At 42.8% G+C, this 25,869-nt stretch carries 18 protein-coding genes and 1 tRNA gene; 15 read left to right on the top strand and 4 right to left on the bottom strand.

The genetic code is table 11. From position 1 onward, the window contains the following. The 8 genes from purQ to purB are packed head-to-tail and all read left to right on the top strand — an operon-like array spanning position 1 to position 10,164. Positions 1 to 684 (top strand): phosphoribosylformylglycinamidine synthase subunit PurQ, encoded by a 684-nt coding sequence (gene purQ, locus CJ190_RS05220; RefSeq protein ID WP_064292803.1) that lies wholly within the window; start codon positions 1 to 3, stop codon positions 682 to 684. Continuing rightward, complete coding sequence (gene purL / locus CJ190_RS05215; RefSeq protein ID WP_064292804.1) at positions 681 to 2,915, top strand: phosphoribosylformylglycinamidine synthase subunit PurL; 2,235 nt, start codon at positions 681 to 683, stop codon at positions 2,913 to 2,915. The genes purQ and purL overlap by 4 nt, the downstream gene beginning before the upstream one ends. Positions 2,916 to 2,929: 14 nt before the next feature. Beyond that, complete coding sequence (gene purF, locus CJ190_RS05210; RefSeq protein WP_082888649.1) at positions 2,930 to 4,393, top strand: amidophosphoribosyltransferase; 1,464 nt, start codon at positions 2,930 to 2,932, stop codon at positions 4,391 to 4,393. Continuing rightward, a complete protein-coding gene (gene purM / locus CJ190_RS05205) occupies positions 4,386 to 5,438 on the top strand; it encodes a phosphoribosylformylglycinamidine cyclo-ligase (RefSeq protein WP_064292805.1) in 1,053 nt (350 codons plus the stop codon). The genes purF and purM overlap by 8 nt, the downstream gene beginning before the upstream one ends. Beyond that, entirely contained in the window at positions 5,438 to 6,028 is a 591-nt protein-coding gene (purN, locus tag CJ190_RS05200; RefSeq protein WP_064292806.1) for a phosphoribosylglycinamide formyltransferase, read from the top strand. The genes purM and purN overlap by 1 nt, the downstream gene beginning before the upstream one ends. Continuing rightward, positions 6,009 to 7,562: a bifunctional phosphoribosylaminoimidazolecarboxamide formyltransferase/IMP cyclohydrolase gene (gene purH, locus CJ190_RS05195; RefSeq protein ID WP_070597901.1), complete on the top strand. Its 1,554-nt coding sequence runs from the start codon at positions 6,009 to 6,011 to the stop codon at positions 7,560 to 7,562. Before purN ends, purH begins: the two co-directional genes overlap by 20 nt. A 16-nt stretch (positions 7,563 to 7,578) precedes the next feature. Beyond that, positions 7,579 to 8,859: a phosphoribosylamine--glycine ligase gene (gene purD, locus CJ190_RS05190; protein ID WP_064292808.1), complete on the top strand. Its 1,281-nt coding sequence runs from the start codon at positions 7,579 to 7,581 to the stop codon at positions 8,857 to 8,859. 3 nt (positions 8,860 to 8,862) lie between these two features. After that, positions 8,863 to 10,164, top strand: coding sequence for an adenylosuccinate lyase (purB, locus tag CJ190_RS05185; RefSeq protein ID WP_064292809.1), 1,302 nt, complete (start codon positions 8,863 to 8,865; stop codon positions 10,162 to 10,164). Positions 10,165 to 10,238: 74 nt separating this feature from the next. On the opposite strand, the gene CJ190_RS05180 is transcribed toward purB, so the two are convergent. Next, positions 10,239 to 10,433: a hypothetical protein gene (locus tag CJ190_RS05180; protein WP_064292810.1), complete on the bottom strand. Its 195-nt coding sequence runs from the start codon at positions 10,431 to 10,433 to the stop codon at positions 10,239 to 10,241. Between the two features lie 153 nt (positions 10,434 to 10,586). On the opposite strand from CJ190_RS05180, the gene CJ190_RS05175 reads away from it, so the two are divergent. Together CJ190_RS05175 and ypfJ are read left to right on the top strand one after the other, a co-directional pair. Beyond that, positions 10,587 to 10,659: transfer RNA gene (locus CJ190_RS05175), tRNA-Thr, on the top strand. A gap of 435 nt (positions 10,660 to 11,094) precedes the next feature. Next, on the top strand, positions 11,095 to 12,018 hold the full coding sequence (gene ypfJ, locus CJ190_RS05170; RefSeq protein ID WP_064292811.1) for a KPN_02809 family neutral zinc metallopeptidase: 924 nt from the start codon (positions 11,095 to 11,097) through the stop codon (positions 12,016 to 12,018). 161 nt (positions 12,019 to 12,179) lie between these two features. On the opposite strand, the gene CJ190_RS05165 is transcribed toward ypfJ, so the two are convergent. Then, entirely contained in the window at positions 12,180 to 13,550 is a 1,371-nt protein-coding gene (locus CJ190_RS05165) for an FAD-dependent oxidoreductase (RefSeq protein ID WP_064292812.1), read from the bottom strand. Positions 13,551 to 13,859: 309 nt separating this feature from the next. Continuing rightward, positions 13,860 to 16,589 (bottom strand): cation-translocating P-type ATPase, encoded by a 2,730-nt coding sequence (locus tag CJ190_RS05160; RefSeq protein ID WP_064292813.1) that lies wholly within the window; start codon positions 16,587 to 16,589, stop codon positions 13,860 to 13,862. 340 nt (positions 16,590 to 16,929) lie between these two features. On the opposite strand from CJ190_RS05160, the gene CJ190_RS05155 reads away from it, so the two are divergent. Both CJ190_RS05155 and CJ190_RS05150 read left to right on the top strand, forming a co-directional pair. Then, positions 16,930 to 19,080: a Tex family protein gene (locus CJ190_RS05155; RefSeq protein ID WP_064292814.1), complete on the top strand. Its 2,151-nt coding sequence runs from the start codon at positions 16,930 to 16,932 to the stop codon at positions 19,078 to 19,080. Positions 19,081 to 19,168: 88 nt separating this feature from the next. After that, complete coding sequence (locus CJ190_RS05150; RefSeq protein WP_064292815.1) at positions 19,169 to 19,612, top strand: SprT family protein; 444 nt, start codon at positions 19,169 to 19,171, stop codon at positions 19,610 to 19,612. Between the two features lie 50 nt (positions 19,613 to 19,662). Here CJ190_RS05150 and CJ190_RS05145 read toward each other — a convergent pair whose 3' ends face one another. Beyond that, positions 19,663 to 20,631, bottom strand: a complete 969-nt coding sequence (locus CJ190_RS05145; RefSeq protein WP_082888642.1) for an L-lactate dehydrogenase — start codon at positions 20,629 to 20,631, stop codon at positions 19,663 to 19,665. 450 nt (positions 20,632 to 21,081) lie between these two features. Here CJ190_RS05145 and CJ190_RS05140 point away from each other — a divergent pair, with 450 nt between their 5' ends. The 3 genes from CJ190_RS05140 (at position 21,082) to glpO (ending at position 25,849) form a co-directional block, all read left to right on the top strand. Beyond that, complete coding sequence (locus tag CJ190_RS05140; protein WP_070597902.1) at positions 21,082 to 22,272, top strand: acetate/propionate family kinase; 1,191 nt, start codon at positions 21,082 to 21,084, stop codon at positions 22,270 to 22,272. A 202-nt stretch (positions 22,273 to 22,474) separates the two neighbouring features. After that, positions 22,475 to 23,986 (top strand): glycerol kinase GlpK, encoded by a 1,512-nt coding sequence (glpK, locus tag CJ190_RS05135; RefSeq protein ID WP_064292817.1) that lies wholly within the window; start codon positions 22,475 to 22,477, stop codon positions 23,984 to 23,986. 24 nt (positions 23,987 to 24,010) lie between these two features. Continuing rightward, positions 24,011 to 25,849 carry a type 1 glycerol-3-phosphate oxidase gene (glpO, locus tag CJ190_RS05130; protein WP_064292818.1) on the top strand — a complete coding sequence of 613 codons (1,839 nt, stop codon included), beginning with the start codon at positions 24,011 to 24,013 and terminating at the stop codon, positions 25,847 to 25,849. Positions 25,850 to 25,869 lie beyond the last annotated feature (20 nt).

The following is a 25,869-nucleotide window of genomic DNA, read 5'->3' as shown; positions in this document are numbered from 1 at the left end:
ATGAAATTTGCTGTGATTCAATTCCCTGGATCCAATTGTGATATGGATATGTTGACTGCTATCCGTGATGTCTTGGGCCAAGAAGCTGACTATGTTCCTGCTAGTGCAACTTCCTTAGCAGGTTATGATGCCATCATGTTGCCTGGCGGCTTCTCCTTTGGGGATTATTTACGGACCGGTGCTATTGCCCGTTTTACCCCGATTATGGAAGAAGTGAAGCGTTTAGCTCAAAGCGGCAAGTTGGTCTTAGGTACCTGCAATGGCTTTCAAATTCTTTGCGAAAGTGGTCTTTTACCAGGGTCTTTTCTCCCAAACCGTGATTTAGCCTTCATCTGTAAAAAACAAGATCTCGTGGTTGAAAACAACCAAAGTCCCTTTTCCAGTCTCTACCAAGAAAAAGAGAGAATTACTTTACCCATTGCTCATGGCGAAGGTAATTATTACTGCGATGAGGCAACCCTAGCTGACTTAAAGGCTAACGGCCAAATTATCTTCACCTATGCCGGGGAAAATCCCAATGGTTCAACAGGAAATATCGCCGGAATCACCAATAAGGCAGGGAATGTGATTGGTTTAATGCCCCATCCCGAACGGGCGGTTGAAGAAATTATTGCCGGTCAAGATGGGCTTAAAGTCTTCCAGTCCATGGTCAAGTATTTTGAAACAGAGGGAAAGAGAGCGTGAATAGAGTGACCCAAGAACTAAGTCCTCAAGCAATTAAAGAAACTAAAATTTACCGGGAATGGAGCATGACGGATAAGGAATATGACATGGTGGTCGATATCCTAGGACGCTTACCCAATTACACCGAAACTGGTCTTTTCGCTGTTATGTGGAGCGAACACTGTTCCTATAAGAATACTAAGCCTGTTCTTAGAAAGTTTCCTTCCCAAGGGCCTCAAGTCTTACAGGGACCAGGAGAAGGAGCTGGAATCATCGATATTGGTGATGGCCAGGCAGTGGTTTTTAAGGCAGAAAGCCATAACCACCCCTCAGCTGTGGAACCCTATGAAGGGGCTGCTACTGGTGTAGGTGGGATTATCCGGGACATCTTCTCCATGGGGGCTCGTCCTATTGCCTTACTGGATTCTTTACGCTTCGGCCCACTTAGCCATCAACGGACCAAATATCTCTTCCATGAAATTATCAAGGGGATCGCTGGTTATGGAAACTGTATTGGCATTCCTACTGTTGGTGGGGAAATTGCTTTTGATGATTGCTACCAAGGCAATCCTCTGGTTAACGTAATGTGTGTCGGTCTCATGGATCAAAAGGATATCCAAAAAGGCCAAGCAGCCGGGGTTGGCAATACCATTATCTATGTGGGCGCTAAGACCGGTCGGGATGGCATTCATGGGGCGACCTTTGCCTCAGCTGAATTTAATGATGAAGAAGAAAGCCAACGGTCTGCTGTCCAAGTGGGTGACCCCTTTATGGAGAAACTCTTATTGGAAGCCTGCTTAGAGGTTATCCAAAACTGCCCAGATGAATTGGTGGGGATTCAAGACATGGGAGCTGCTGGTTTAGTCTCTTCATCCTCGGAAATGGCCTCCAAAGCCGGGACCGGATTAGTGCTAGACCTCGACCAAGTGCCTCAAAGAGAAACAGATATGACCCCTTATGAAATGATGCTATCAGAATCACAAGAACGCATGCTTCTCTGTGTTAAAGCCGGCCAAGAGGAAAAAATTAAGACGATTTTTGACAAATATCAACTTGAAGCGGTAGTGATTGGCCGCGTGACTGATGATGGACGTTACCGGCTCTTCCATAAGGGCGAGCTGGTGGCGGATGTCCCCGTTAATGCCTTGGCTGAAGATGCCCCTGAATATGAACATGCCGTGGTTGAACCCGCTTATTACCAAGTCCAAGAACAAGACCAATACCATTCACAAGAACAGGATGCTAGTCGGATCCTACTAGGTTTACTCCAACAAGCGACCATTGCTTCAAAGGCTAAAGTCTATCAAACTTATGATTCCATGGTGAGAACCTCAACCGTGCTTGGACCCGGTTCAGATGCAGCGGTTGTCCGCATTCGTGGGACGCAAAAAGCTTTGGCCATGACTACTGACTGTAATGCCCGTTATTTGCGCTTAAATCCTGAACGTGGTGGTCAACTGGCTGTAGCTGAAGCGGCGCGAAACATTGTTGCCAGTGGGGGACAACCCTTAGCCATTACCGACTGCTTAAACTTTGGTAATCCTGATGACCCTGATATTTTCTATGAAATTGCCACCGCGGCTCAAGGTATTTCTGAAGCCTGCCGCCTCTTGAATACCCCAGTTATCTCAGGTAATGTCTCCTTAAATAATGAAAGTAATGGCCAGGCGATTTATCCGACACCTGTTATTGGCATGGTAGGACTGATCAAGGATTTAAATCATGTCACCAGCCAAGACTTTAAGCATGCTGGCGACCTTGTTTATCTTCTAGGAGAGATTCGCCCTGATTTTAATGGGTCTGAATTACAAGTGATGGAAACTGGCCAAGTTTCTGGTGCCTTACTGGATTTTGATCTGGACCAAGAAAAGGCTAACCAAGCAGCGGTTCTCGAAGCCATTCAAGCAGGATATATCGCTTCAGCACATGATATTAGTGAAGGTGGTTTGGGCGTGGCCCTCGCTGAATCCTGCTTCGGAAAAAATCTGGGAATCAAGGCTAAGTGGGATAGAGCAGCTGTTGATTTATTTGCTGAAAGTCCTTCCTGCTTTGTCCTATCCGTCAAGGCGGAAAAGCAAGCTGACTTTGAAGCTTTTTGCCAGGCTAAGCTGACCTTATTGGGGCAGGTGACGGCTGAAGATCAATTTTATTTTGAAGCCAAGGACCAAAGCATTGATCTAAGTGTGAGTGAATTGAAGGAGTTATGGGAAGGAGCCTTAGCGTGTCAGTTAGAAGAACAAGCCCATTCATAAAAGACTCAGACTATGTGACTACCTATATTGACCAGGAAAGCTATGACCTTCCCCATGAAGAATGTGGTCTGATTGGTATCTGGAACCATCCTGATGCTGCTCGGCTTAGTTTTTATGGCTTGATGGCCCTTCAACACCGGGGTCAAGAAGGCGCTGGAATTACTAGTCTCAAAGACACAGGTCGGATGCAAGAATATCGAGGTTTAGGTCTAGTCAGCGAGGTCTTTTCTAATCCAAACCAGTTTCACGACCTAGATGGGCGGGCTGCCTTAGGTCATGTCCGTTATGCGACGGCTGGCGACCACTCCCTGAATAATATTCAACCCTTCCTATTCCACTTTTCGGATCGTGATCTGGCGCTAGCTCATAACGGTAACCTGGTCAACGGTCAGTCTTTGAAGGAAGAACTAGAAGCACAGGGCGCTATTTTTCGTTCTACCTCAGACAGCGAGGTCCTTATGCACCTAATTCGCCGCAGCAAGGCTGATAATTTTAAAGACCAACTTAAAGAGGCCTTAGGTCAGATAAAGGGTGGCTTTACCTATATCTTGTTAACCAATAAGGGACTGGTAGGAGCTTGCGATCCCAATGGTTTTCGACCTTTAGTCGTTGGCCAGTTAGACAATGGGGCCTATGTGATGGCTTCAGAATCATGCGCCTTGGACCAAATCGGAGCCAAGACCCTCTTTGACGTCGAAGCCGGACAAGTGGTTTATATCACCAATGAGGGCATTGAGCGCGAATTCTACACCGAAAACCGCCACCAAGCCATTTGTTCCATGGAATATATTTACTTCGCCCGTCCTGATTCCAATATTCAACATGTTAATGTCCATACCGCCCGTAAACGCTGTGGGGAAATCTTAGCCCAGGAAAGTCCTGCTGAAGGAGCCGATATGGTGGTTGGAGTCCCTAATTCTTCTCTGTCAGCAGCAATGGGTTATGCCGAGGCTGCTGGCTTAGCCAATGAAATGGGTCTGGTAAAGAACCAGTATGTTGGTCGTACCTTTATCCAACCCAGTCAGGCGGAAAGAGAGCAGGGCGTTCGAATGAAGTTGTCGGCTGTCCGTAAGGTTGTGTCTGGCAAGAGTGTGGTTATGATTGATGATTCCATTGTCCGGGGAACGACTTCTAAGCGGATTGTGGCCCTCTTACGTGAAGCAGGTGCCCGGGAGGTCCATGTCCGCATTGCCTGTCCACCTTTGAAGTATCCGTGCTTTTACGGTATTGATATTTCTAATACTAGAGAATTAATTGCTGCACAAAATTCGGTTGAAGAAATTTGCCAATTGATTGGGGCGGATTCTCTGGCCTTTCTCAGTCAAGAAGGTCTGATTAAAGGCATCGATTTACAAGGGCCTGGCAAGTATCAAGGTCTATGTATGGCTTATTTCAATGGCGATTATCCCACTGAATTGTACGATTATGAAAAAGAATACCTAGAATCTTTGCAGGAAGAGGAGGTTAACCATGACTAATGCCTACCAAAATGCTGGAGTGGATGTGGAAGCCGGTTACCAAGCAGTAGAAAGAATTAAAAAGCAAGTCGCAAAAACTTGGCGCCCCGAAGTAATGGGAGCGATTGGCAGTTTTGCTGGCGCCTTTTCTTTAGCCGGATTTGATTATGAAGAGCCTTGCTTATTAGCTGGCACGGATGGTGTCGGCACTAAATTAATGCTAGCTATCCAGTCTCAGCGCTATGACAGTATCGGTATCGACTGTGTAGCTATGTGTGTCAACGATATTCTTGCTCAAGGTGCCCAACCTTTGTTTTTCTTAGACTACATCGCGGTGGGCAAGAACCAGCCCGCTGTTATTGAGCGTATCGTCAAAGGGGTAGCTGAAGGCTGTAAACAGGCTGGCGCTGCCTTGATTGGTGGAGAAACGGCTGAAATGCCCGGTATGTATGCCACACAGGATTTTGACCTAGCTGGTTTTGCGGTCGGTATTGCTGAAAAGAAACGGCTCATTACCCCCAAGAAGGTTAAAGAAGGGGATATTCTCCTGGGCCTAGCCTCATCCGGCTTACATTCTAATGGCTATTCTTTAGTGCGCAAGGTCTTTTTTAAGGATAATGATTTTGCCTTAGATAGCCACTTAGAAGAACTGGGCTTCGACCGTAGTCTAATTGATGAATTACTTATTCCTACCCGGATCTATGTGAAGACTTTGCAAAGCTTAATTGAGCGGTCATTGATCCATGGCATGGCCCATATCACTGGTGGGGGATTTATTGAAAATATTCCTCGCATTCTACCAGAAGGCTATAAAGCGCAAATTCAATTAGGATCTTGGCCAGTCTTGCCAATTTTTAAAGCTTTAGAAAAATATGGTCAGCTCGATTCGATGGAAATGCTGAATATTTTTAATATGGGGATTGGCATGGTCTTAGCCATCGATTCTTCTCATATTGATGAAGTTGAAGCTATTTTACATGACCAAGGGGAGTCAACTTACCGGATTGGCCAGGTTAAAAAAGCTAGTGATGTAAAAGAAAAAATTATATTTGAGGGGACATTATGATGCGATGTGCAATATTTGCTTCAGGTCAGGGCAGTAATTTTCAAGCTTTAGTTGAAGCTTTTCAGGGCCTAAAATCTGAAATTGAGATTGCCTTTCTCTTTTGTGACCAAGCTGGAGCTTACGTCTTAAAACGCGCTCAAAATTTACAAATTCCCGCCTTTCAATTTAGTCCCACTGATTTTCCCAGTCGCCAAGACTATGAAGAAGCTCTTGTGAAGCTCTGTCAGAGACATCATTTGGATTACATTTTATTGGCAGGTTATATGCGGCTGATCCACCAGCCATTACTTCAGTCCTATCCTAACCGAATTATTAATATTCATCCCTCCCTCTTGCCTAAGTTTCCAGGCCGTCATGGGATTAGGGATGCTTATCAGTCGGGAGTATCTGAAACTGGAGTAACGGTCCATATCATCGATGAAAATATCGACCAAGGGAAAATTCTCGCCCAAGAAACTGTAACTATTGATCCAGCATGGCAGTTGGAGGACCTGGAGACAGCTATTCATTCGATTGAACATCAATTATATCCTCAAGTAATTATAGATTTAGTCAGAAAGGAATTGAATCATGGCAAGAGCATTAATTAGTGTATCTAATAAGGAAGGTTTAGTAGAACTCGCCCAAGCCTTTAAGGAGGCTGGGATAGAAATCATTTCTACCGGGGGGAGTAAAAAACACATGGAAGCAGCTGGTATTGAGGTCATTTCTGTCGAAGAAGTGACTGGTTTTAAGGAAATGTTAGATGGGCGAGTAAAAACCTTGCATCCTAATATCCATGCTGGAATCCTCTACCAAAGAGACCACGCTGACCATGTAAAAACCATGGCTGACAACCACTTACAAGCCATTGATTATGTGGTGGTGAACTTCTATCCTTTTAAAGAAACCATTAGTCACAGCCATGTTCCTCTAGCTGAAGCGGTGGAAAATATTGATATTGGTGGTCCTTCCATGGTGCGTGCGGGGGCTAAAAATTATCGTGATGTCACCGTGCTTACTGATCCTAAGGACTATGCTAGAGTCATCGATTCCCTTAAAGAAAAACAGGCAACGACTCTTGAAGAGCGCCAACGTTTAGCAGCCAAGGCCTTCCGTTTGACGGCTGCCTATGATGCTTTAATTGCTCAGTATCTCACCGATCGTTTTGAAACAGAAAAACCTGAACGCTTAACCTTAACCTATGAATTAAAAGAAGCTTTACGTTACGGGGAAAACAGCCAACAAGAAGCTGAATTCTATCAAGCTCCTTTGGCGGATGACTATAGCATTAGTCAAGCTAAACAATTAAATACTAAGGCCTTATCCTATAACAATATCAAAGACGCTAATGCGGCTCTAGCGCTAATTGCTGAATTTGACCAACCCTGTGCCGTAGCCCTCAAACATATGAATCCTTGCGGGGTAGGAATTGGAGAAAGTATTGAAGAGGCCTTTGAACGCTGCTATCAAGCCGATTCCATGTCCATTTATGGGGGCATTGTAGCGGTTAATCAAGAAGTCTCTAAGGACTTAGCCGAAAGACTTCATAAGATTTTTCTAGAAATCGTGATTGCACCAGCCTTTAGTGAAGATGCCTTAGCAGTGCTCAAAACGAAAAAGAACTTACGCCTGTTAGAAGTAAAGGGCTTTGATCACAAGCTCTCTGCTGCTAAGGAATATGTTTCCGTAATGGGCGGTCTCTTAGTTCAAGACCAAGATATCCCTGCTTATGAGAATCAAGAACAGTGGCAAAAAATGGGTCAATATGATGTCGATCCCCAAGATCTCCCGGCTTTAGAATTAGCCTGGAAGGTCGTTAAACACGTTAAATCCAATGCCATAGTGGTTGCTAACAGCCATCAAACGCTAGGAATTGGAGCAGGGCAAATGAACCGAGTTGGCTCAGCCCAATTAGCCATTGATGAAGCCTTGGCTAATACCTTTGATGTCGACCGTGACCGTTTAGTTTTAGCTAGTGATGCCTACCTACCAATGGCTGATACCGCAGAATTAGCTGCAAAACATGGCATTAAAGCTATTGTTCAACCGGGTGGCTCTATCCATGACGATGATTCCATTGCCGTGGCTGACCAAGCCCAAATTCCTATGTTAAAAACTGGCATGCGGCATTTTAGACATTAAATTCAGGAGGAAAACTATGAAAATATTGGTCATTGGTTCTGGTGGACGGGAACATGCCCTAGCGCTTAAATTTAAGCAAGATGCAAAGGTCTCTGAAGTTTACTGTGCTCCAGGAAATCCGCTAATGGCTAAGGATGGCATCCACTGTCTTGACATTAGTATGGATGATTTTTCAACTTTAATTGACTTTGCTAAAGAAAATGCTATTTCTTGGACCTTTGTAGGCCCTGAAATTCCATTATTTAATGGGATTGTTGATGCCTTTCAAGCGGCTGGATTACAAATCTTTGGCCCCAGTCAATCAGCTAGTCGGCTGGAGTCATCCAAGCACTTTGCTAAAGAAGTGATGGAGGCTCAAGGTGTACCAACTGCTGCTTATGCAGCCTACAATAATTTGGACCAAGCCCGGGCGGCAGTAAAAGCAGCGGACTTTCCTCTGGTGATTAAGGCAGATGGCCCTGCTGCAGGCAAGGGGGTTAAAATTGTCCAAGACTTGGCTAGTGGTCTAGAATTCTTGGAAGAAATATTTAGTGATAATCGTTATGGCAGTCAAAGTGAGGTAGTTATTGAAGAATATCTGGAGGGAGTAGAATTTTCCTGTTTCTCCTTAGTTGGAAAAGGGCAAGTCCTCCACTTACCTCTGGCTCAAGACCATAAACGGGCCTATGACCATGACCTAGGCCCTAACACGGGAGGTATGGGGGCTTACAGTCCCGTTCCCTTTGTCAGTCAATCCGTCTTTAATGAAGTTGTTAACCAGATTGTTGAGCCGGTCTTAAAGGAGATGGCTGCCAGAAATTGCCCTTATTATGGAGTCTTGTATACGGGCTTAATTTTAACCCAAGCGGGTCCCAAGGTGATTGAGTTTAATACCCGCTTTGGGGACCCAGAAACTCAAGTGGTCTTGCCACTTTTAGGGGATAATTTTGCTGAGGTCATTGACGACTTGTTACATGGTAGACCGAGTCAGCTCACTTGGGAAGGAGACCAAGTGAGTCTGGGAGTGGTTCTTGCAGCTGAAGGTTACCCAGGCACTTATCAAAAAGGCATGGTGCTGGATGAATTGATTACTAAGCTCCTTGATGAACTACAAGTCTATGGAGCTGGCGTTGAACTTAGAGAAGGGCGCTATGAAGCTATGGGTGGTAGAATTCTAATGCTGGTAGCTAAAGGGCCGTCATATGAAATTTGCCGTGAGCAAGTTTATCAATATTTAGGGCAACACCCGATTGCAGGTACTTTTTACCGCAAAGATATTGGTCATTGGGTATTAGATAAGAGAGAGGGAGTCGGATAATTCATGTTAGAACGTTATACCTTGCCAGAAATGGGTGCCATTTGGTCCCTTGAAAATCATTACCAAGCTTGGTTAGAAGTAGAAATTTTAGCTGTTGAAGCCTGGAGTGAATTAGGTGTGATTCCTAAGGCAGATGCCCAAGCCATTCGTCAAAGTGCCCGATTCGATGTGGACCGCATCAGCGAAATTGAAGCACAAACCCGCCATGATGTGGTTGCTTTTACCCGCTGTGTTTCTGAATCCCTTGGAGCGGAGAAAAAATGGGTGCATTATGGATTAACCTCGACTGATGTGGTAGATACTGCCCAAGCCTATCAATTAAAACAAGCTAACCGGCTGATTGAAAAGGACTTAGACCAGCTTTTAGATATTTTAAAAGAAAAAGCCTTACTTTATAAGGACACCGTATGTATGGGGAGAACCCATGGAGTCCACGCCGAACCGACGACATTTGGTTTGAAAATGGCGCGTTTCTACGCAGAAATTAAGCGGAATATTGAACGCTTTAATCATGCAGCTCGGGGTGTAGAAGCGGGGAAAATTTCTGGGGCAGTGGGAACCTATGCCAATGTCCCTACTGACATTGAAGCCTATGTTTGTGACCATTTAGGGATCCGTCAGCAGTATATCTCTACCCAAGTCCTCCCCCGAGACCTACACGCAGAATACATTGCCAGCTTAGCTTTGATTGCAACCAGTGTTGAAAACATGGCAACTGAAATTCGGCACCTGCAAAAATCAGAAGTGCATGAAGTAGAAGAGTCCTTTGCTCAAGGGCAAAAGGGGTCGAGTGCTATGCCTCATAAGCGTAATCCTATTTCTAGTGAAAATGTTACTGGTCTAGCTCGGGTTTGCCGCGGCCATGTGGTGACTGCTTATGAAAATGTCTCCCTCTGGCATGAACGTGATATTTCTCATTCTAGTGCAGAGCGCATTATCCTAGCTGATACCACGATTCTAGTTGACTATATTTTAAACCGCTTCAGCAAGGTCTTGAAAAATCTAAAAGTCTTTCCAGACAAAATGCTGGCTAATATGCAAGCGACTCATGGCCTAATCTATAGCCAACGCTTATTATTAAAATTGGTTGATGCCGGTCTGTCACGGGAAGCAGCTTATGATCTGGTTCAACCATTAACGGCTAAGTCCTGGGACCAAGGCAAAGATTTTAGAAGATTAGTTGAATCTTGTCCAGAAATTACTGATCGTCTAAATCCAGAAGCGATTGCTGATGCCTTTGATTACCACTACCATTTGCGCCGAGTCGATGAAATCTATAAGAGACTGGGTTTAATATCCGCTTAGTAGAGGCGGACTAATTAAAACGGTTAAAATAAGAAAATATATACATAAGAAAAAGGAGCCCTTATACTCCTTTTTTATTTCATTATTTGCTTTGCATAGTTATATAATTTAAAAGCTATACCTAAACGCATGTTTTCTAATTTACTGTCATATTTGCGATAATTATCCGGCGATTGTGTGGCAATACCAGTGGTCTTTGATATTTGATAGCTAGTAATATCGCTTTTTAGCAGTTCTTCTATTTTGTTAATGTCTATAATCCTAATCATCTCTTCCTTCTATATAAATGTAAACAAGACAAGCAAACAACATAATATAAATAAAATAAATTTATTCTCTCCTACTTACTCTGTTTTTTAAAACAGACTTGCTTTTTAGACCAGGCTAATGCTATACTAATGGAGTTGACTCCTAAGTCACAAGCCGAAATAGCTCAGTCGGTAGAGCAGTGCATTCGTAATGCAAAGGTCGTAGGTTCGATTCCTATTTTCGGCATTTTGAGAAAATCAGAGAATATTAAAGAAAATCTAAACGCTGATATATCAGCGTTTTTAATTTTGGAAATATTAAGAAAACAATAGAATCTGAAATAATTTTGCACTCTGGAGGGGTCCAAAAGTGAGAGTGCAAATTTAAGTTTAACATTTTTATAAATATAACAGCTAGATTATTTTGTATAATGAGGAAATTAAAGCACCACATCAGGTGCTTTTTTATTATTTAGTTTGGACCATTTGTTGAATTTACACAGATTTTTACAGCTTAATGAATATAGAAGATAACCCTCTACTTTTTTATCCGTATCTTATTATAGAAAGAAATTATTGTATTTATCATTCGTTAAAGGAAGGGCTTACATGGTATAATGGATTTAGCAATAAGTTATAAGACACTTCAAACGGTAAATAAAAGAAAAAGCAGGTGTATAGTATGAAATGGGAGGATTTACGTCGCAGTCGAAATGTCGAAGATCGCAGGGGACAGTCGACCGGTCCCAGACGGTCGAGTGGCGGCTTAGGAAACTTACTGAGTCTCTTATTCTTAACCCGAGGTGCCCCGCGTTGGCTAATTATCTTGATTTTGGCCTTTACTATTTTTGGCGGTGGCTCCCTCTTAGGTGGGGGCTTAGGTAATAGTGGCAGTTCCACCGGTTCAGCCCCCCAAACAGAAGAGGTTAGTCAGGATGGAAGTCAGCAGGCTAGTGACCAGGAAAAGGACTTTATGTCTGCGGTTTTAGGCAGTACCGAGGATTTTTGGAATCAGAAATTTGCTGACTATGGCAAAGACTATGAGCCAGCGCGTTTGGTACTCTATACTGACCAGGTCCAAACAGGGGGCTGTGGCTTTGGTAGTGCCCAGGCTGGACCCTTTTATTGTTCAGGAGATAAAACCGTTTATATCGATTTGTCCTTCTACCGGGAATTAAAGAATCGCTACCATGCTCCAGGTGACTTTGCCATGGCTTACGTCTTAGCCCATGAAGTTGGCCACCACATCCAAACCGAACTAGGGACCATGGCAAAATATCAATCTGCCATCCGCCGAGCCAGTGAAGAAGAGAAGAATGCTTTATCGGTCCGTTTAGAACTTCAAGCAGATTATTATGCTGGCGTTTGGGCTCATTATGCTGAAGACCAAGGCTTACTTGAAGCGGGAGATATCGATGAGGCCATGCAAGCGGCCAATGCGGTAGGGGATGATACCCTACAAAAAGAAGCTTACGGTCGAGTAGTTCCAGATAGTTTCACCCACGGATCAGCTGCTCAACGGCAAGCTTGGTTCCAAAGAGGTTATCAATACGGAGACTTAGAACACGGCGATACATTTAATACACGATTAGATATCGAGAAATAATAAAGAGTGACAAGCACCTAAAAGAGCAAAACCGCTGGAAGAAAAAAGGCGTCTAAATTCTTGAATAGAATTTAGCGCCTTTTTTTGGAGCGAACGCTTGGAACACATAAGAAGGCAGGGCCTTGAAACCCTGCCTTTCAATTTAATTAGAACTACTTAAATTACATAAATAACATTTTATCGGATCCGTAGGTACGTCCTAAAGCTTGCATAGCTAAGACGTTAATTGGATGCCATGGGCCATCAAATTCTGGTTGGAAGAAGAAGTCTTGTGCTTGAAGATCTTCTAAAGTCATCTTGTGGTCAATGGCAACTGACATAATGTTACCTAATTCGCCCACACTGCCTTTTGACATGAATTGGGCACCAAGCACAACATGAGAGTCTTTGTCAAAGTTGATTTGCATGTAGACGGTGTTATTGTCGTCATTTAATTCGGTAAAGAAGGTTGGGCGTAAGCGGGCGGTGACATACTTACTGTCCACTTCACCATCATACCAGTCAGCATTAGAATCTTTGATTCCTGAAGTAGAGAATTCATAGTCAAATAAGTGAAGACCAGAAGTCCCTGATACTGGACGAATCGTTGCTTCTTCACCTAAGGCATTTTTAGCTGCGACAATGCCTTGGCGACGAGCGGTAGAAGCTAAAGCGTAAGATACCTTTTTGCCTGTTGGGCTAAATGGTACTAGGGTAGCATCTCCTGCAGCGTAAACATCTTTTACTGAAGTTTCATGTTTTTCATTAACTTCGATAAAGCCTTTTTGGTCCATATCAACTAGACCTTCTAACCATTTGGTGTTTGGTTTGATACCGATAGAAACAATCACGGTGTCTGCTTCATAAGTATTCTTATCAGTAACGACAGCGCTGACTTTGCCATCTTTAGTTTCGAAGGATTGAACTCCTTCACCACCATGGAAAGTTAAACCGTGAGATTCTGCATTCTTAGTTAAGATATCGGTAAATTCTTCATCTAAGTAGGTGGGTAAGATACGGTCTTGGAAGTCAATGACTGTGGTGTCAATTCCTGCTAGGGCATAAGCTTCAGCCGCTTCAATCCCAATGTAACCACCACCGACAACGACGACTTTCTTAGCGTCTTTCATACGGTCATGAACTTTTTGTGCCCAGTCACGACCACGGAGATAGAAGACATTTTCAGCGTCAACGCCGTCAACAGGTAGAGGTGTTGGAATGGCACCAGGAGAGAGGATTAACTTGTCATAGTCATCTGTCCGTTCACCTTCTGGGGTTTTAACGGTAACCGTCTTAGCGTCGCCGTCAAAGGAAACGACTTCGGTATTAACCATAATATTTATGCCTTGTTCCTTGTATGAAGCTTCATTAGCGTAATGTAAGTCATCTAATGATTCAGATTCACCTTCTAAGTAGGATTGAATCCCACAAGATAGGAAGGAAGCGGTTGAACCTGCTTCATATAAATTAATTTCTGCATCTGGTTGCGCTTCAAGAATCGTTTGAGCGGCTTCATAACCAGCATGCGATGTACCAACAATAGCGTATTTCATTGATATACCTCCATTTTTTATCAGCGATTAACAGCTGATTAACTTTTTAAGTAAAACAAACTTACACTGACGTAAAAATTTTACCTACAAGTTCAGTCTATACCTAATTATTCCATGGGCTAAATGAAATGCTCATGATTCTGTTAAAAACCCAAAGTCAGCTATCATAGAGGCTGAAATAATACAAAAAATGTATTTAATCGATAAATTATAGTTCGAAACATTTGCTTATTATTAAGAGTTAAAGAAAAAACGAGGCTTGCGATTGTTTAAAATCATAGCCTCGTTTTTATTAGTCACTTGTAATAGTTAGTTTATTGTTTTTTTATTCTCTTCCCAATTCTCTGCTAGTCCAGTGGAACGTAGAATGAATTTCACAATTTCTACGTAAACAATAATGGAAAGTGAAGCGAGAATGACTACTGTCCACATCATTGGCGCATTAGGGTCACCAACCAAATGCACGGTTCCGAAGGCGTCATTTAAGCCAGGAACAAAGACAGTAATCAGTAGGAGGGCAGCCGATGCAATCGTCGCAATGTTTAACCACTTATTAGCAAAAGGATTGCTTTGGAATAGTGATTTGTGAACGGAACGACTGTTATAGGCATGGGCTAATTGGATGAATGATAGGGTTAAGAATGCCATAGCTTCTGCGTCGGCTAATTCAAAGCCCAGACGATAGTTAGCTAGCCAGAAGACAAAGAGGGTAATCCCACCTTCGTAAATCCCTTGGTAGATAATAGCCGGTAAGACACCACCAGATAAGAGGTTAGTCTTACGTCCTCTTGGCTTATGTTCCATGACGTCAGCTTCTGGTCCTTCAAGACCTAGGGCAATGGCTGGGAAGGTATCAGTCACTAGGTTAATCCATAAGATGTGGATTGGTTCTAGAATTTGCCAGCCTAGGATAGTAGCGATGAAGAGAGTCATCACTTCTCCTAAGTTGGCTGATAAGAGGAATTGAACCGCTTTTTGAATATTAGCAAAGACCTTACGTCCTTCTTCAACAGCGGTAACAATGGTAGCAAAGTTATCATCAGCAAGGACCATGTCCGAAGCCCCTTTAGACACTTCAGTCCCTGTAATCCCCATACCAATACCGATATCGGCTTGTTTTAAGGATGGCGCATCGTTAACCCCGTCACCGGTCATGGCAACGACTTTATTATGGGTTTTTGATTGCCAGGCTTTAACAATACGTACCTTATGTTCAGGAGCTACCCGGGCGTAAACAGAGAATTGTTCGACCTTATCGGCTAACTCTTCATCAGAGATGGTATCTAAGTAAGCTCCGGTAGTTACAGCACTCTCATCATTGCTGTCGTCAATAATTCCTAAACGTTCGGCAATGGCTGCAGCTGTAATTTGGTGGTCACCGGTAATCATTACGGTCCGGATACCTGCATCCTTAGCAGTAGCGATTGAAGCTTTGGCTTCTGGACGTTCAGGGTCAATTTCTCCGACCATACCAGCATAAATCAAGCCACGTTCATGCTCTTCGCTAGTATATTTATCAGCTTCTTGGTCTAAGAACTTAAAGGCCATGGCTAAAACCCGTAGTGCTTGACGAGCCATACCGTCATTAGCGTCTAAGAGTTTTTGACGGTAGTCTTCCGTCATTTCTTTAATTTCGCCATTGTCATAGTAATAATCACAGTTAGCAATCAAGACATCAGGAGCTCCTTTTGTCATCACTGTAAATTGACCTCTATCTTGGTGGTCAGGTGCAGTTGGATGTACGGTAGTTGACATTTTCCGTTCTGAATCGAATGGAATTTCACCAACCCGGGGTTGTTCATTTAGTAATGCTTTGACATCAAAATCTTTATCGAGGGCAAATTGAATCATAGCGGTTTCGGTTGGGTCACCAGAAAGATCGCCATTGTTGGTTAGGGTGGAGTCATTATCCATGACCATCACCTTAAAGACTGGTTCCTTGAAATCAATTTGGTCAGAAGCATCATGGAGTTCACCATTATAGTATACTTTTTCGATGGTCATCTTGTTTTGGGTTAAGGTACCGGTTTTATCGGAACAGATAACTTCGGTTCCCCCTAAGGTTTCCACTGCTGGAAGTTTTCTTACTAGGGCATTGCGGTCAGCCATTTTTTGGGTACCTAAGGCTAAAATAATGGTTGATATTGCTGGCAAGCCTTCAGGTAGGGCAGCAACAGCAATGGAGATTGAAACCAGTAGCATTTCAACCCAGTCATAAGTTTCCATGAAGAGGCCAATCACGAAAATTAAGACAGCGATAATAACAATGGCCCAAGTTAAGAACTTGGTCAGGTCATTCATATCTTCTTTAAGTGGAGTTAATTTTTCGTCAGATTCTTCAATCATGGTTGCGATATGGCCCACTTCGGTATCCATAGCAGTCGCCACCACAATCCCTTGACCACGACCATAGGTTACATTCGTTGATGAGAAAGCCATGTTCAACCGGTCACCTAAAGCAGCATCTTCCGGAACGGTTTCTAGGGATTTAGTTACCGGTACTGATTCACCAGTTAGGGCAGCTTCTTCAATTTGTAAGGAATTGACTTCAGTTAAGCGCAGGTCTGCAGGAACGACATCGCCAGCTTCTAAGACGACAATATCACCTACAACGATTTCGCGTGAGTCAATCTTGATCGAGTCGCCATCACGAATAACATGGGCTTGGGGGGATGACATATCCTTTAAGGAAGCAATTGCATCTTCCGCCTTATTTTCTTGGATAACTCCCAAGACGGCGTTGATCAATACCACTGCTAAAATAATAACAGCGTCCACCATGCCTTCAACACCTTCAAGCACAACAGATAGGGCTGCTGCAATTAAAAGGATAATAATCATGGCATCTTTGAATTGATCAAAGAATTTTTGTAGGGTGGTCCGGTTTTCCCCTTCCTGAATCTCATTAGGACCATTTTTTTCTAAGCGGGATTTTGCTTCTGATGAGCTCAGCCCACTTTGCCGTGAGGTTTGTAGAGTATTTTCTACTTGGTCAACTTCTTGAACAAAGAAATTACTCTTATCACGAGTTTCTACCATTAAATTCACTCCTCCAATATAATATTTATCATAGTAGTAAAAAAGACTTATACTACATTTCTGTAGCATAAGTCTCACCATTTAAGATAGCACCAGCAGGGCCTCTGCTTGATTACTGTTGTTGATACTATCGCAGCGAACTGCTGGTTACTCCCTTATGTGCTTTTACACTAAGCTATGCAATTATTATAAGCTAAAGGAGCCTTTATTTCAATTGCCAGCTCTAGGGAAAGTTTTGAATGATTGGACCTGATCGCTCAGTGATCGTTAGAGCTGATAAAAGCCATGGACAAGAAGGGCAAGTCAAGTTATAGTAAATAGGTTGAAAAGGGGGAGCATAATGACTAATCAATTAATCGAAAACTTGCAGCAAGAACTGCCTGATTATAAAAGCTATCAAATTGAAAATGTAATTACGATGCTTAATGAGGGAAATACGGTACCCTTTATTGCCCGTTACCGTAAAGAAAGAACTGGCTCCTTAGATGAAGTAGCCATTCAATCGATTCAGGAGGCCTATGAATACCAAGAACATTTAGAGGAACGTAAAGAGACTATTATTAAAGCCATCGATGACCAGGGCAAATTAACTGATGCTTTAAGGAAAGAGATTCTTGAAGCCGACCAATTGCAGGCCTTGGAAGACTTATATGCCCCTTATAAGAAGAAACGGCGGACTAAGGCGACTAAGGCAAAAGAGCAGGGTTTAGAGCCCCTAGCGGACTGGTTGAGGACAAACCCACTTTCTGGATCAATTGAAGAAGAAGCTGAAAAATATATCAATGATCAGGTAGAATCTGGTCAAGCAGCCCTAGCCGGAGCCCACGAAATCTTGTGTGAATGGATTAGTGAAGTGGCTAAGTATCGTTCCCATAGCCGGCAATATGTCTGGGAAAAAGGCTATTTAGCTAGTAAAAAGCGGTCCCAAGCTGAAGATGAAAAAGAAACCTACGCGATTTATTATGACTTTGCTGCCCCGCTAAGTGAGCTCAAATCCTACCAGGTCCTAGCCATTAACCGGGCCGAAAAAGAAAAGGTGGTCAGCGTTTCTTTAGATATTAAGACCGAGCCTTTGATACAAGCATTCAGTGCTGATTTAATTGTTAAAGATTCGATCGCTGCCCCGCTGCTAGAAAAGGCTATCGAAGATAGTTTGGATCGTTTTCTTTTGCCACAAGCCTTTCGGGCCATTCGGACTCAAGTCACAGAAGCAGCGGAAGACCATGCCATTGATAATTTTAGTGAAAACTTGAAAAACCTATTGATGCAACAGCCTTTAAAGGGGCAAGTAGTCCTGGGATGGGACCCAGCCTATCGTACGGGCTGCAAGCTAGCCGTCTTAGATGAAACTGGTCAGGTTTTAGACAAAACCGTGGTTTATCCTACTCCGCCTCATAATAAAAAAGAGGCTGCTGCAAAGACGGTCACAGACTTGATTGAAAAATATCAAATTGGTATTATTGCGATTGGTAATGGGACAGCCAGCCGGGAATCGGAAGAATTTGTCGCCCAAATGATCCAAGATAAGCAGTTAAGTTGTCGCTATACCATAGTTAGCGAAAGTGGTGCCTCAGTCTACTCAGCTAGTGAAATTGCCCGTAAAGAATTTCCTGATTATCAAGTAGAAGAACGCTCAGCAGTAAGTATTGGTCGTCGTTTGCAGGATCCTCTGGCAGAATTGGTAAAAATTGACCCTAAAGCAATCGGTGTGGGTCAGTACCAACATGACGTGAACCAGACAAAATTAAATGACCAATTAGATTTTACCGTTGAATTAGTGGTAAACCGGGTTGGTGTGGAGCTAAATACCGCTTCAGCCTCACTCTTAAGTCATGTGGCTGGTCTCACCAAGACAGTTGCTAAGAATATCGTGACTTTTCGGAATGAAAATGGGAAATTTGAATCCCGTAAGGACCTACATGATGTTCCGCGTTTGGGACCAAAAGCCTTTGAACAAGCGGCGGGCTTTTTACGTATTGCAGACGGAAAGAATATCCTCGATAATACCGGGATCCACCCTGAGTCTTACCCCGTAACTGAAGCCATCTTAGCTGCTGATAACATTGATCCGAATACTATTAGAGATGATGACATCCACTTAAAAATTAAAAATTGGAATATTAACCGTCTCTGTCAACAATATGACATTGGCCGAGAAACCCTAAAAGACATCCAAAAAGCGCTCTTAGTCCCAGGGCGTGACCCCCGTAGTCAAGTGGCGGGCCCAGTGCTGCGCCAGGATGTCGTCCAACTGGAAGATCTCAAGCCAGGCATGGCCTTACAAGGGACGGTTCGCAATGTCGTCGATTTTGGTGCCTTTGTTGATATAGGGGTTAAGCAAGATGGCTTGGTCCATATTTCAAAAATGAGTCATCATTTTGTCAAAGACCCTCAGTCAGTCGTTTCGGTTGGAGATATCGTTGACGTCTGGGTGGATTCTGTAGACGTTCAAAAAGGGCGCATTGGCTTAACAATGTTAGCTCCTCAATAAGGTGTTGAGGGTTTGAGATATTTCTTTCTAGAATGAGAGGCATCAAGAAATTTCTTTTAAGTCGAGGGCCTTTAGAAAGGAAAGTAAAATGAAAGAGCAAGACTTAGAACACTTAGTTAGAGAAATTGCGGCCCAAAATTTTGCTTTTTCCTTTCAGGGACAGGTGACTTGGAATCCGCGCTTGCGCACGACAGGAGGACGGTTCATTCCCCGTCAAGATCGTTTAGAATTCAATCCCAAAGTCTTAGAAATTTTAGGAAAAGATACTTTAATAGGAATCATTAAGCATGAGCTTTGTCATTACTATTTATTTCATAGGGGACAGCCTTACCAGCATAAAGATAAGGCCTTTAAAGACTTACTTAAATCAGTTGATGGCTTACGCTTTACGCCAGCTTTAGGGGATAGTATTCCCAGATATATTTATGGTTGTAAGCGCTGCGGTCAAAAATATTATCGTCAGCGAAGGATGAATATAAAAAAATACGCTTGTGGGAAATGTCGAGGGCCCATAAGTCTCATCGATCGCTAAAAAAGAGCGTTGGGAAAACCCAGCGCTCTTTTTAACTGCTTTGTGAGTCACTACTTATCTTCTAATTTTGCAAAGGAATCTTCGATAATCTTACGCATCGCGTTGGCTGAATTATCCATAAAACCTTGTTCACGTTCGGTTAATTCTAATTCAATCACTTGTTCAATCCCTTGACTACCTATAATCGCAGGCGTACCAATATAGATGTCGTCTTGTTGGTAGTTATCTTCAAGCAGGGCTGAAACGGGTAGGGTAGCTCGTTCATTATTCAAAATAGCCCGACAGATACGGTTGATACAACTACCAATCCCATAATAGGTAGCTCCTTTACCGTTAATAATGTCATAGGCCTTATTTCTTACATAGTCGGTGATTTCATCTTGTCGGGCTTGTTGGTCAAGGCGGTTATCGCTGGTAGCAAATTTCTCAATGGGTTGGCCACCAACAAGAACGTGAGACCAAGCACCAAATTCTGTATCCCCATGCTCACCGAGGATATAAGCAGTCACATCACGAGGATCGACATCTAGGGCCTTGGCAATTTCAACTCTAAAGCGGGCACTATCGAGTGAGGTGCCAGTCCCGATTACTTTTTCACTTGGGAAACCAGAGAATTTCCAAGTGGCATAAGTTAAGATATCAACTGGATTGGAAGCAACTACAAAAATGCCATCAAAACCAGAGTCAACCACTTGACCGACCATGTCTTTAAAGATAGGTAAGTTCTTGTCAACTAAGTCAAGACGGGTTTCTCCACCAGGTTTTTGAGGAATACCAGCAGTAAAGACAACAATATCGGCGTCCTTACAGTCTTCGTAAGTCGCTTGGAAGATGTGTTTACGCGGAGAGAAAGGTGTAGCGTCTTCCAAATCAAGAACATCACCATAGACCTTGTCCTGATTGATATCGATGATACCTAGTTCACGGCCAACACCAGTAATGACATTGTGGTAAGCAAAAGCTGAGCCGACAGAACCATCACCGATTAGAATAATTTTAGCATCATGAATTTCTGACATACAATTCCTCCTATCATGAATTTGTGAATAATATAGCTATATATTATCTAAAATGGTTAACCTACACTTATAATGTAACCGTTTGCAGAAGTTTTTACAAGTTTATTTAAATTTTTTATTATTATTTTCTCAGAATAATGACAAAATACTTTAGCAAGAGCTTGCTCACTTAAGCTATAGAGGCTGCCTGCTTGCTAGAGATTGAGCGATTACCATCTAGGCAAAATTTCCTTTATTTTCAGGCGGACTTATTTGCCAATTTCAGGCCTAATCGTTATAGTAAACGTGTAGGAAAGCTATTTTTCCTATAATTTAGGCTAATCTGCTATAAGTGATTAGCTATTGTTCTAGGAGATATTTACTAGGGCAATTCCTGTATTTATAGCAATGTAAGCGCCTATTTTATGATAAAATAAGCTTGTGTAAAATATCTAAAAAAGGAGTTCATATATGTCTAAAGTATTTGCTTTAAATGCTGGATCATCCAGTTTAAAATTCTCAATTTATGAAATACCTAGTGAAGAAGTTGTTGCTTCTGGTGTGATTGACCGTATTGGTCTAGGTGATTCTAACATTACCATTAAATATAATGGTGAAAAACATCAAGACGTTAAAGACGTGATGGATCATGACCAAGCAACTAAAACTTTATTAGATAAGTTAGAAAGCTTGAATATCATTGAAGATTACGATGAGATTGCTGGTACCGGTCACCGTGTTGTAGCCGGTGGTGAAAGATTCAAGGAATCAGCACTGATTGATGAAGAAGGCCTTAAAACGATCGAAGACCTTAGTGAATATGCCCCCTTGCATAATCCCGCTGAAGCGCAAGTCATTCGTGCCTTCCAAGAATTACTTCCTGGCAAACCGGCTGTGGCTGCCTTTGATACTTCATTCCATACAACTATGCCTGAAAAAGCATATCTTTATGGAACTCCTTATGAATACTATGAAAAATATGGCGCTCGCCGTTACGGGGCTCACGGAACCTCACATAAATACGTTTCCCAACGTGCTGCAGAATTAATGAACAAATCCGTTGAAGAAGTTAACATCATTACCTGCCACATTGGTAATGGAGCTTCAATTACCGCTGTTCAAGGCGGCAAGTCTATAGACACCTCCATGGGCTTCACTCCAGTAGCAGGGGTTGTTATGGGAACCCGTTCAGGTGATGTAGACCCTTCTTTACTGGAATTTGTTATGCGTAAAGAAAATTTAAGCATGGAAGAAATGCTTGCCGTTCTTAATAATAAATCTGGTTTATTAGGCATATCAGGGGTATCTTCTGACATGCGCGACGTTGAAGCAGCTGCTGACCAAGGTAATGAACGGGCAAAAATTGCCTTAGAGGTTTATGTCAATGCAGTTAAACGTTACATCGGTTCCTACTTATTCGAATTAAATGGAGCGGATGCCATTGTCTTTACAGCTGGTGTGGGGGAAAATTCTCCAGAATTCCGTCAAGCAGTCCTAGAAAATACTGATAGACTAGGTATTGAATTAGACAAGGAACGTAACGAATCGGTTGAAGAAGGCTTAATTTCAACCGATGATTCTAAAGTAAAAGTCTTTGTCATTCCAACAGATGAAGAATTAATGATCGTTCGTGATACGGTGCGTTTAGGAAATATTAAATAAGCAAAATGACTTCAAGCAAGTGGCTAGGGCTGCTTGCTTTTTTAATGTCTCCTGAACAAAAAACATTATTGTTTTTAAAATTTGCCTTTATTGAGCTTTCATAAGAAAAATTCCAGTGATAAAAACAATTTACTGTACAAAATGTAATCGCTTTCACTATAATGACCTTAGTTGGTGTTTTCAGCTAAAAGGAGGCTGTGAAATGGAAGAATACATTTTAGCAATAGACCAGGGAACAACAAGTACTCGAGCCGTGATTTATAATCACCAAGGGGAAAGTGTTGGGTCCTATCAAAAGGAATTTGACCAAATCTTTCCTAAGCCTGGTTGGGTAGAACACAATGCCAATCAAATTTGGAACTCTGTCCAGTCAGTCATTGCCGGTGCCTTTATTGAGACGGGAATTAAGCCGCGTCAAATCAAAGGGATTGGGATAACCAATCAACGGGAAACGACGGTGATTTGGGACAAGGAAACTGGGCGTCCTATTTACAACGCCATTGTCTGGCAATCGCGTCAAACCAGTAGTATAGCTGACCAACTCATAGCTGATGGCCATAAAGACATGATTCAAGAGAAAACAGGTTTGGTGGTTGACCCATATTTTTCAGCGACTAAAATTCGTTGGATCTTAGACCAAGTCGATGGCGCTCAAGAGCGAGCAGAAAATGGAGAATTACTCTTTGGAACCATTGACACTTGGATTGTTTGGAAGTTAACTGATGGTGCCGTCCATGTGACAGACTATTCTAATGCCAGTCGGACCATGTTATTTAACGTGAAGGATTTAGAATGGGACCAGGAAATCTTAGACTTATTAAATATTCCGATTGAACTCCTGCCTGAAGTCAAATCCAATTCAGAAGTTTACGGCAAAACCATCCCTTTTCACTTTTATGGTGCGGAGGTTCCGATTTCTGGAATGGCAGGGGACCAACAGGCTGCCTTGTTTGGCCAACTTGCCTTAGAGCCAGGTATGGTGAAAAACACCTACGGCACTGGCGCCTTTATCATCATGAATATGGGGACTGATTTTCAAGTCTCAGAGAACAATCTTTTGACTACTATTGCCTACGGGTTGAATGGAGAAGTCACTTATGCCCTAGAAGGGTCGATTTTTGTGGCCGGGTCAGCGATCCAATGGCTCAGAGACCAGATGGGTTTGATTGAGGACTCTCCTCAGTCAGAAGATCTGGCTAAACAATCTAAAGATGATGATGAGGTTTATGTGGTTCCTGCCTTTACAGGACTCGGAGCCCCTCACTGGGATTCCAGGGCACGGGGAGCTGTATTTGGCCTTACCCGGGGAACGAACCGCAATGACTTTGTTAAGGCGACTTTGCAGTCTTTAGCCTATCAGACTCGGGATATTATCGATACCATGGAACTAGATACAGGCATTGATATTAACCTATTAAAGGTCGATGGCGGAGCTGCTATGAACGATTATCTCATGCAATTCCAAGCGGATATTCTAGGTATTGAAATTGCTCGGGCCAAAAACCTAGAAACTACTGCCTTAGGTGCTGCATATTTAGCTGGCTTAGCAGTAGACTTTTGGAAAGATACTGATGAATTGAAGAGTTTACAAAGTACTGGACAAAACTTTACCCCTTCAATGAATAATGCCCATAAAGAACAACTTTATCGTGGTTGGAAACAGGCAGTGAAAGCCACCCGCGTCTTTACAGCAGATGAAGAAGAAAGAGAATAAAGCTTATGATGGAGGTATTATCAGATGACATTTTCTGTTAAAAATAGACAACAAGCTCTGACCAAATTACAAGAACGTACCCTAGACTTATTGGTCATTGGCGGCGGAATTACTGGAGCAGGGGTAGCCTTGCAAGCAGCAGCGAGTGGTTTAGAAACCGGTTTAATCGAAATGCAAGATTTTGCGGAAGGCACCAGTAGTCGGTCCACCAAGCTAGTCCACGGTGGTATCCGCTATTTAAAAAACTTTGATGTGGAAGTGGTTGCCGATACGGTTAGTGAACGGGCAGTCGTTCAACAAATTGCCCCTCACATTCCTAAACCTGACCCGATGGTTATTCCCATCTATGATGAAGAGGGCGCTACTTTTACGATGTTTCGCTTGAAAGTAGCTATGGACCTATATGATTCCTTAGCTGGGGTGAGCGATTCTAGCTATGCCAATACCGTTCTATCCAAAGAAGAAGTTCTCCAACATGTGCCAGGTTTAAAAGAAGAAGGCTTACAAGGTGGAGGCCAATATCTAGACTTTAACAATAGCGATATCCGTTTAGTGATTGAAAATATCAAAAGAGCCCACCAAGATGGTGCCCTGGTTGCTAGTCGAGTAGAAGCGATCGGCTATCTCTATGATCAAGAGGGCAAGATCAATGGCGTAAAGGCACTGGATCACTTAAGTAATGAAAGCTTTGATATCCACGCCCGCTATGTCATCAATACGACCGGACCATGGAGTGATGAAACCCGCAATCTCGATGAAGAAGATAACCGTATCGAAATGATGCGTCCTACTAAAGGGATTCACCTGGTTATTGATGCCAGCCGTCTAAAGGTCAGTCAGCCAGTTTATTTTGATTCGGGTTATGATGACGGACGGATGATCTTTGTCATCCCACGGGAAGATAAGACCTATTTTGGGACCACTGATACTGACTACACAGGCGATTACAAACATCCTCAAGTAGAAGAAGAAGATGTTAACTATCTCATTGGTGCTGTCAACAACCGCTTTCCTGAGGCTAAGATAAGTATCGATGATATTGAGTCATCCTGGGCCGGTTTAAGACCCCTAATCGCTGGAAACAGTGCTTCTGACTATAATGGTGGAGACTCAGGTAAAATTAATGACCAAAGCTTTGAGGATTTAATTGCTGTGGTTAAGGGGTACTTAAATGAAGAAAAAACCCGAGGCCAAGTGGAACGTACTGTAGCTAACCTGGAAGGTTCCTTATCGGAAGAAACTCTAGACCCTTCTCAAGTCTCACGGGGATCAAGTCTAGAACGTGATGATAACGGACTGATTACCTTGGCCGGTGGAAAAATTACCGATTACCGGAAGATGGCTGCCGGGGCTATGGAAAAAATTATTAAGCTCCTCAAAGAAGAATATGATAAATCCTTCCGTTTAATCAATTCAAAAACCTACCCGGTTTCTGGTGGAGAAATTAATCCGGCTAATATCGAAGGCGAGTTCTCCTCCTATGCTCAAATGGGGGTAAAAAGAGGTTTATCTAAGGAAGAAGCTTATTATCTAGCTGCTTTTTACGGATCTAATGTGCCTAAGGTATATGCCTTAATTGATCAAGTACCAGAGATTGAAGGCTTGTCTTTAGCGGAAACCATCATGCTCTACTATGCCCTAGAAGAGGAAATGGTTCTTACCCCCGTTGATTACTTTTTACGTCGGACCAACTACATGCTTTTCATGCGTGACCGCTTAGACCACTTACTTGAACCAGTCGTTCAAGCCATGAGTGATTACTTTGACTGGGATGATCAAAGTCGTCAAGCTTATCAAAAGGAATTAGAAGAAGTGCTAGCCAAAAATGATCTCGTTGACTTAAAAAAGAAGGCTAATGGTTAATAAGATAACTATTTGATAGA

The organism is Aerococcus loyolae (genome assembly GCF_002871915.2).
Lineage (GTDB): Bacteria > Bacillota > Bacilli > Lactobacillales > Aerococcaceae > Aerococcus > Aerococcus loyolae.
The sequence above is the reverse complement of the archived record's forward strand: the minus strand, read 5'-3'. Positions and strand labels throughout refer to the sequence as shown.

Coding starts and splice junctions, on each gene's coding strand:
- purM (WP_064292805.1), top strand. CDS start 4,386: ATGACTAATGCCTACCAAAATGCTGGAGTGGATGTGGAAGCCGGTTAC.
- purQ (WP_064292803.1), top strand. CDS start 1: ATGAAATTTGCTGTGATTCAATTCCCTGGATCCAATTGTGATATGGAT.
- purD (WP_064292808.1), top strand. CDS start 7,579: ATGAAAATATTGGTCATTGGTTCTGGTGGACGGGAACATGCCCTAGCG.
- CJ190_RS05145 (WP_082888642.1), bottom strand. CDS start 20,631: ATGTCAGAAATTCATGATGCTAAAATTATTCTAATCGGTGATGGTTCT.
- purB (WP_064292809.1), top strand. CDS start 8,863: ATGTTAGAACGTTATACCTTGCCAGAAATGGGTGCCATTTGGTCCCTT.
- purH (WP_070597901.1), top strand. CDS start 6,009: ATGGCAAGAGCATTAATTAGTGTATCTAATAAGGAAGGTTTAGTAGAA.
- glpK (WP_064292817.1), top strand. CDS start 22,475: ATGGAAGAATACATTTTAGCAATAGACCAGGGAACAACAAGTACTCGA.
- CJ190_RS05165 (WP_064292812.1), bottom strand. CDS start 13,550: ATGAAATACGCTATTGTTGGTACATCGCATGCTGGTTATGAAGCCGCT.
- CJ190_RS05155 (WP_064292814.1), top strand. CDS start 16,930: ATGACTAATCAATTAATCGAAAACTTGCAGCAAGAACTGCCTGATTAT.
- CJ190_RS05160 (WP_064292813.1), bottom strand. CDS start 16,589: ATGGTAGAAACTCGTGATAAGAGTAATTTCTTTGTTCAAGAAGTTGAC.
- CJ190_RS05150 (WP_064292815.1), top strand. CDS start 19,169: ATGAAAGAGCAAGACTTAGAACACTTAGTTAGAGAAATTGCGGCCCAA.
- CJ190_RS05140 (WP_070597902.1), top strand. CDS start 21,082: ATGTCTAAAGTATTTGCTTTAAATGCTGGATCATCCAGTTTAAAATTC.
- ypfJ (WP_064292811.1), top strand. CDS start 11,095: ATGAAATGGGAGGATTTACGTCGCAGTCGAAATGTCGAAGATCGCAGG.
- purN (WP_064292806.1), top strand. CDS start 5,438: ATGCGATGTGCAATATTTGCTTCAGGTCAGGGCAGTAATTTTCAAGCT.
- glpO (WP_064292818.1), top strand. CDS start 24,011: ATGACATTTTCTGTTAAAAATAGACAACAAGCTCTGACCAAATTACAA.
- CJ190_RS05180 (WP_064292810.1), bottom strand. CDS start 10,433: ATGATTAGGATTATAGACATTAACAAAATAGAAGAACTGCTAAAAAGC.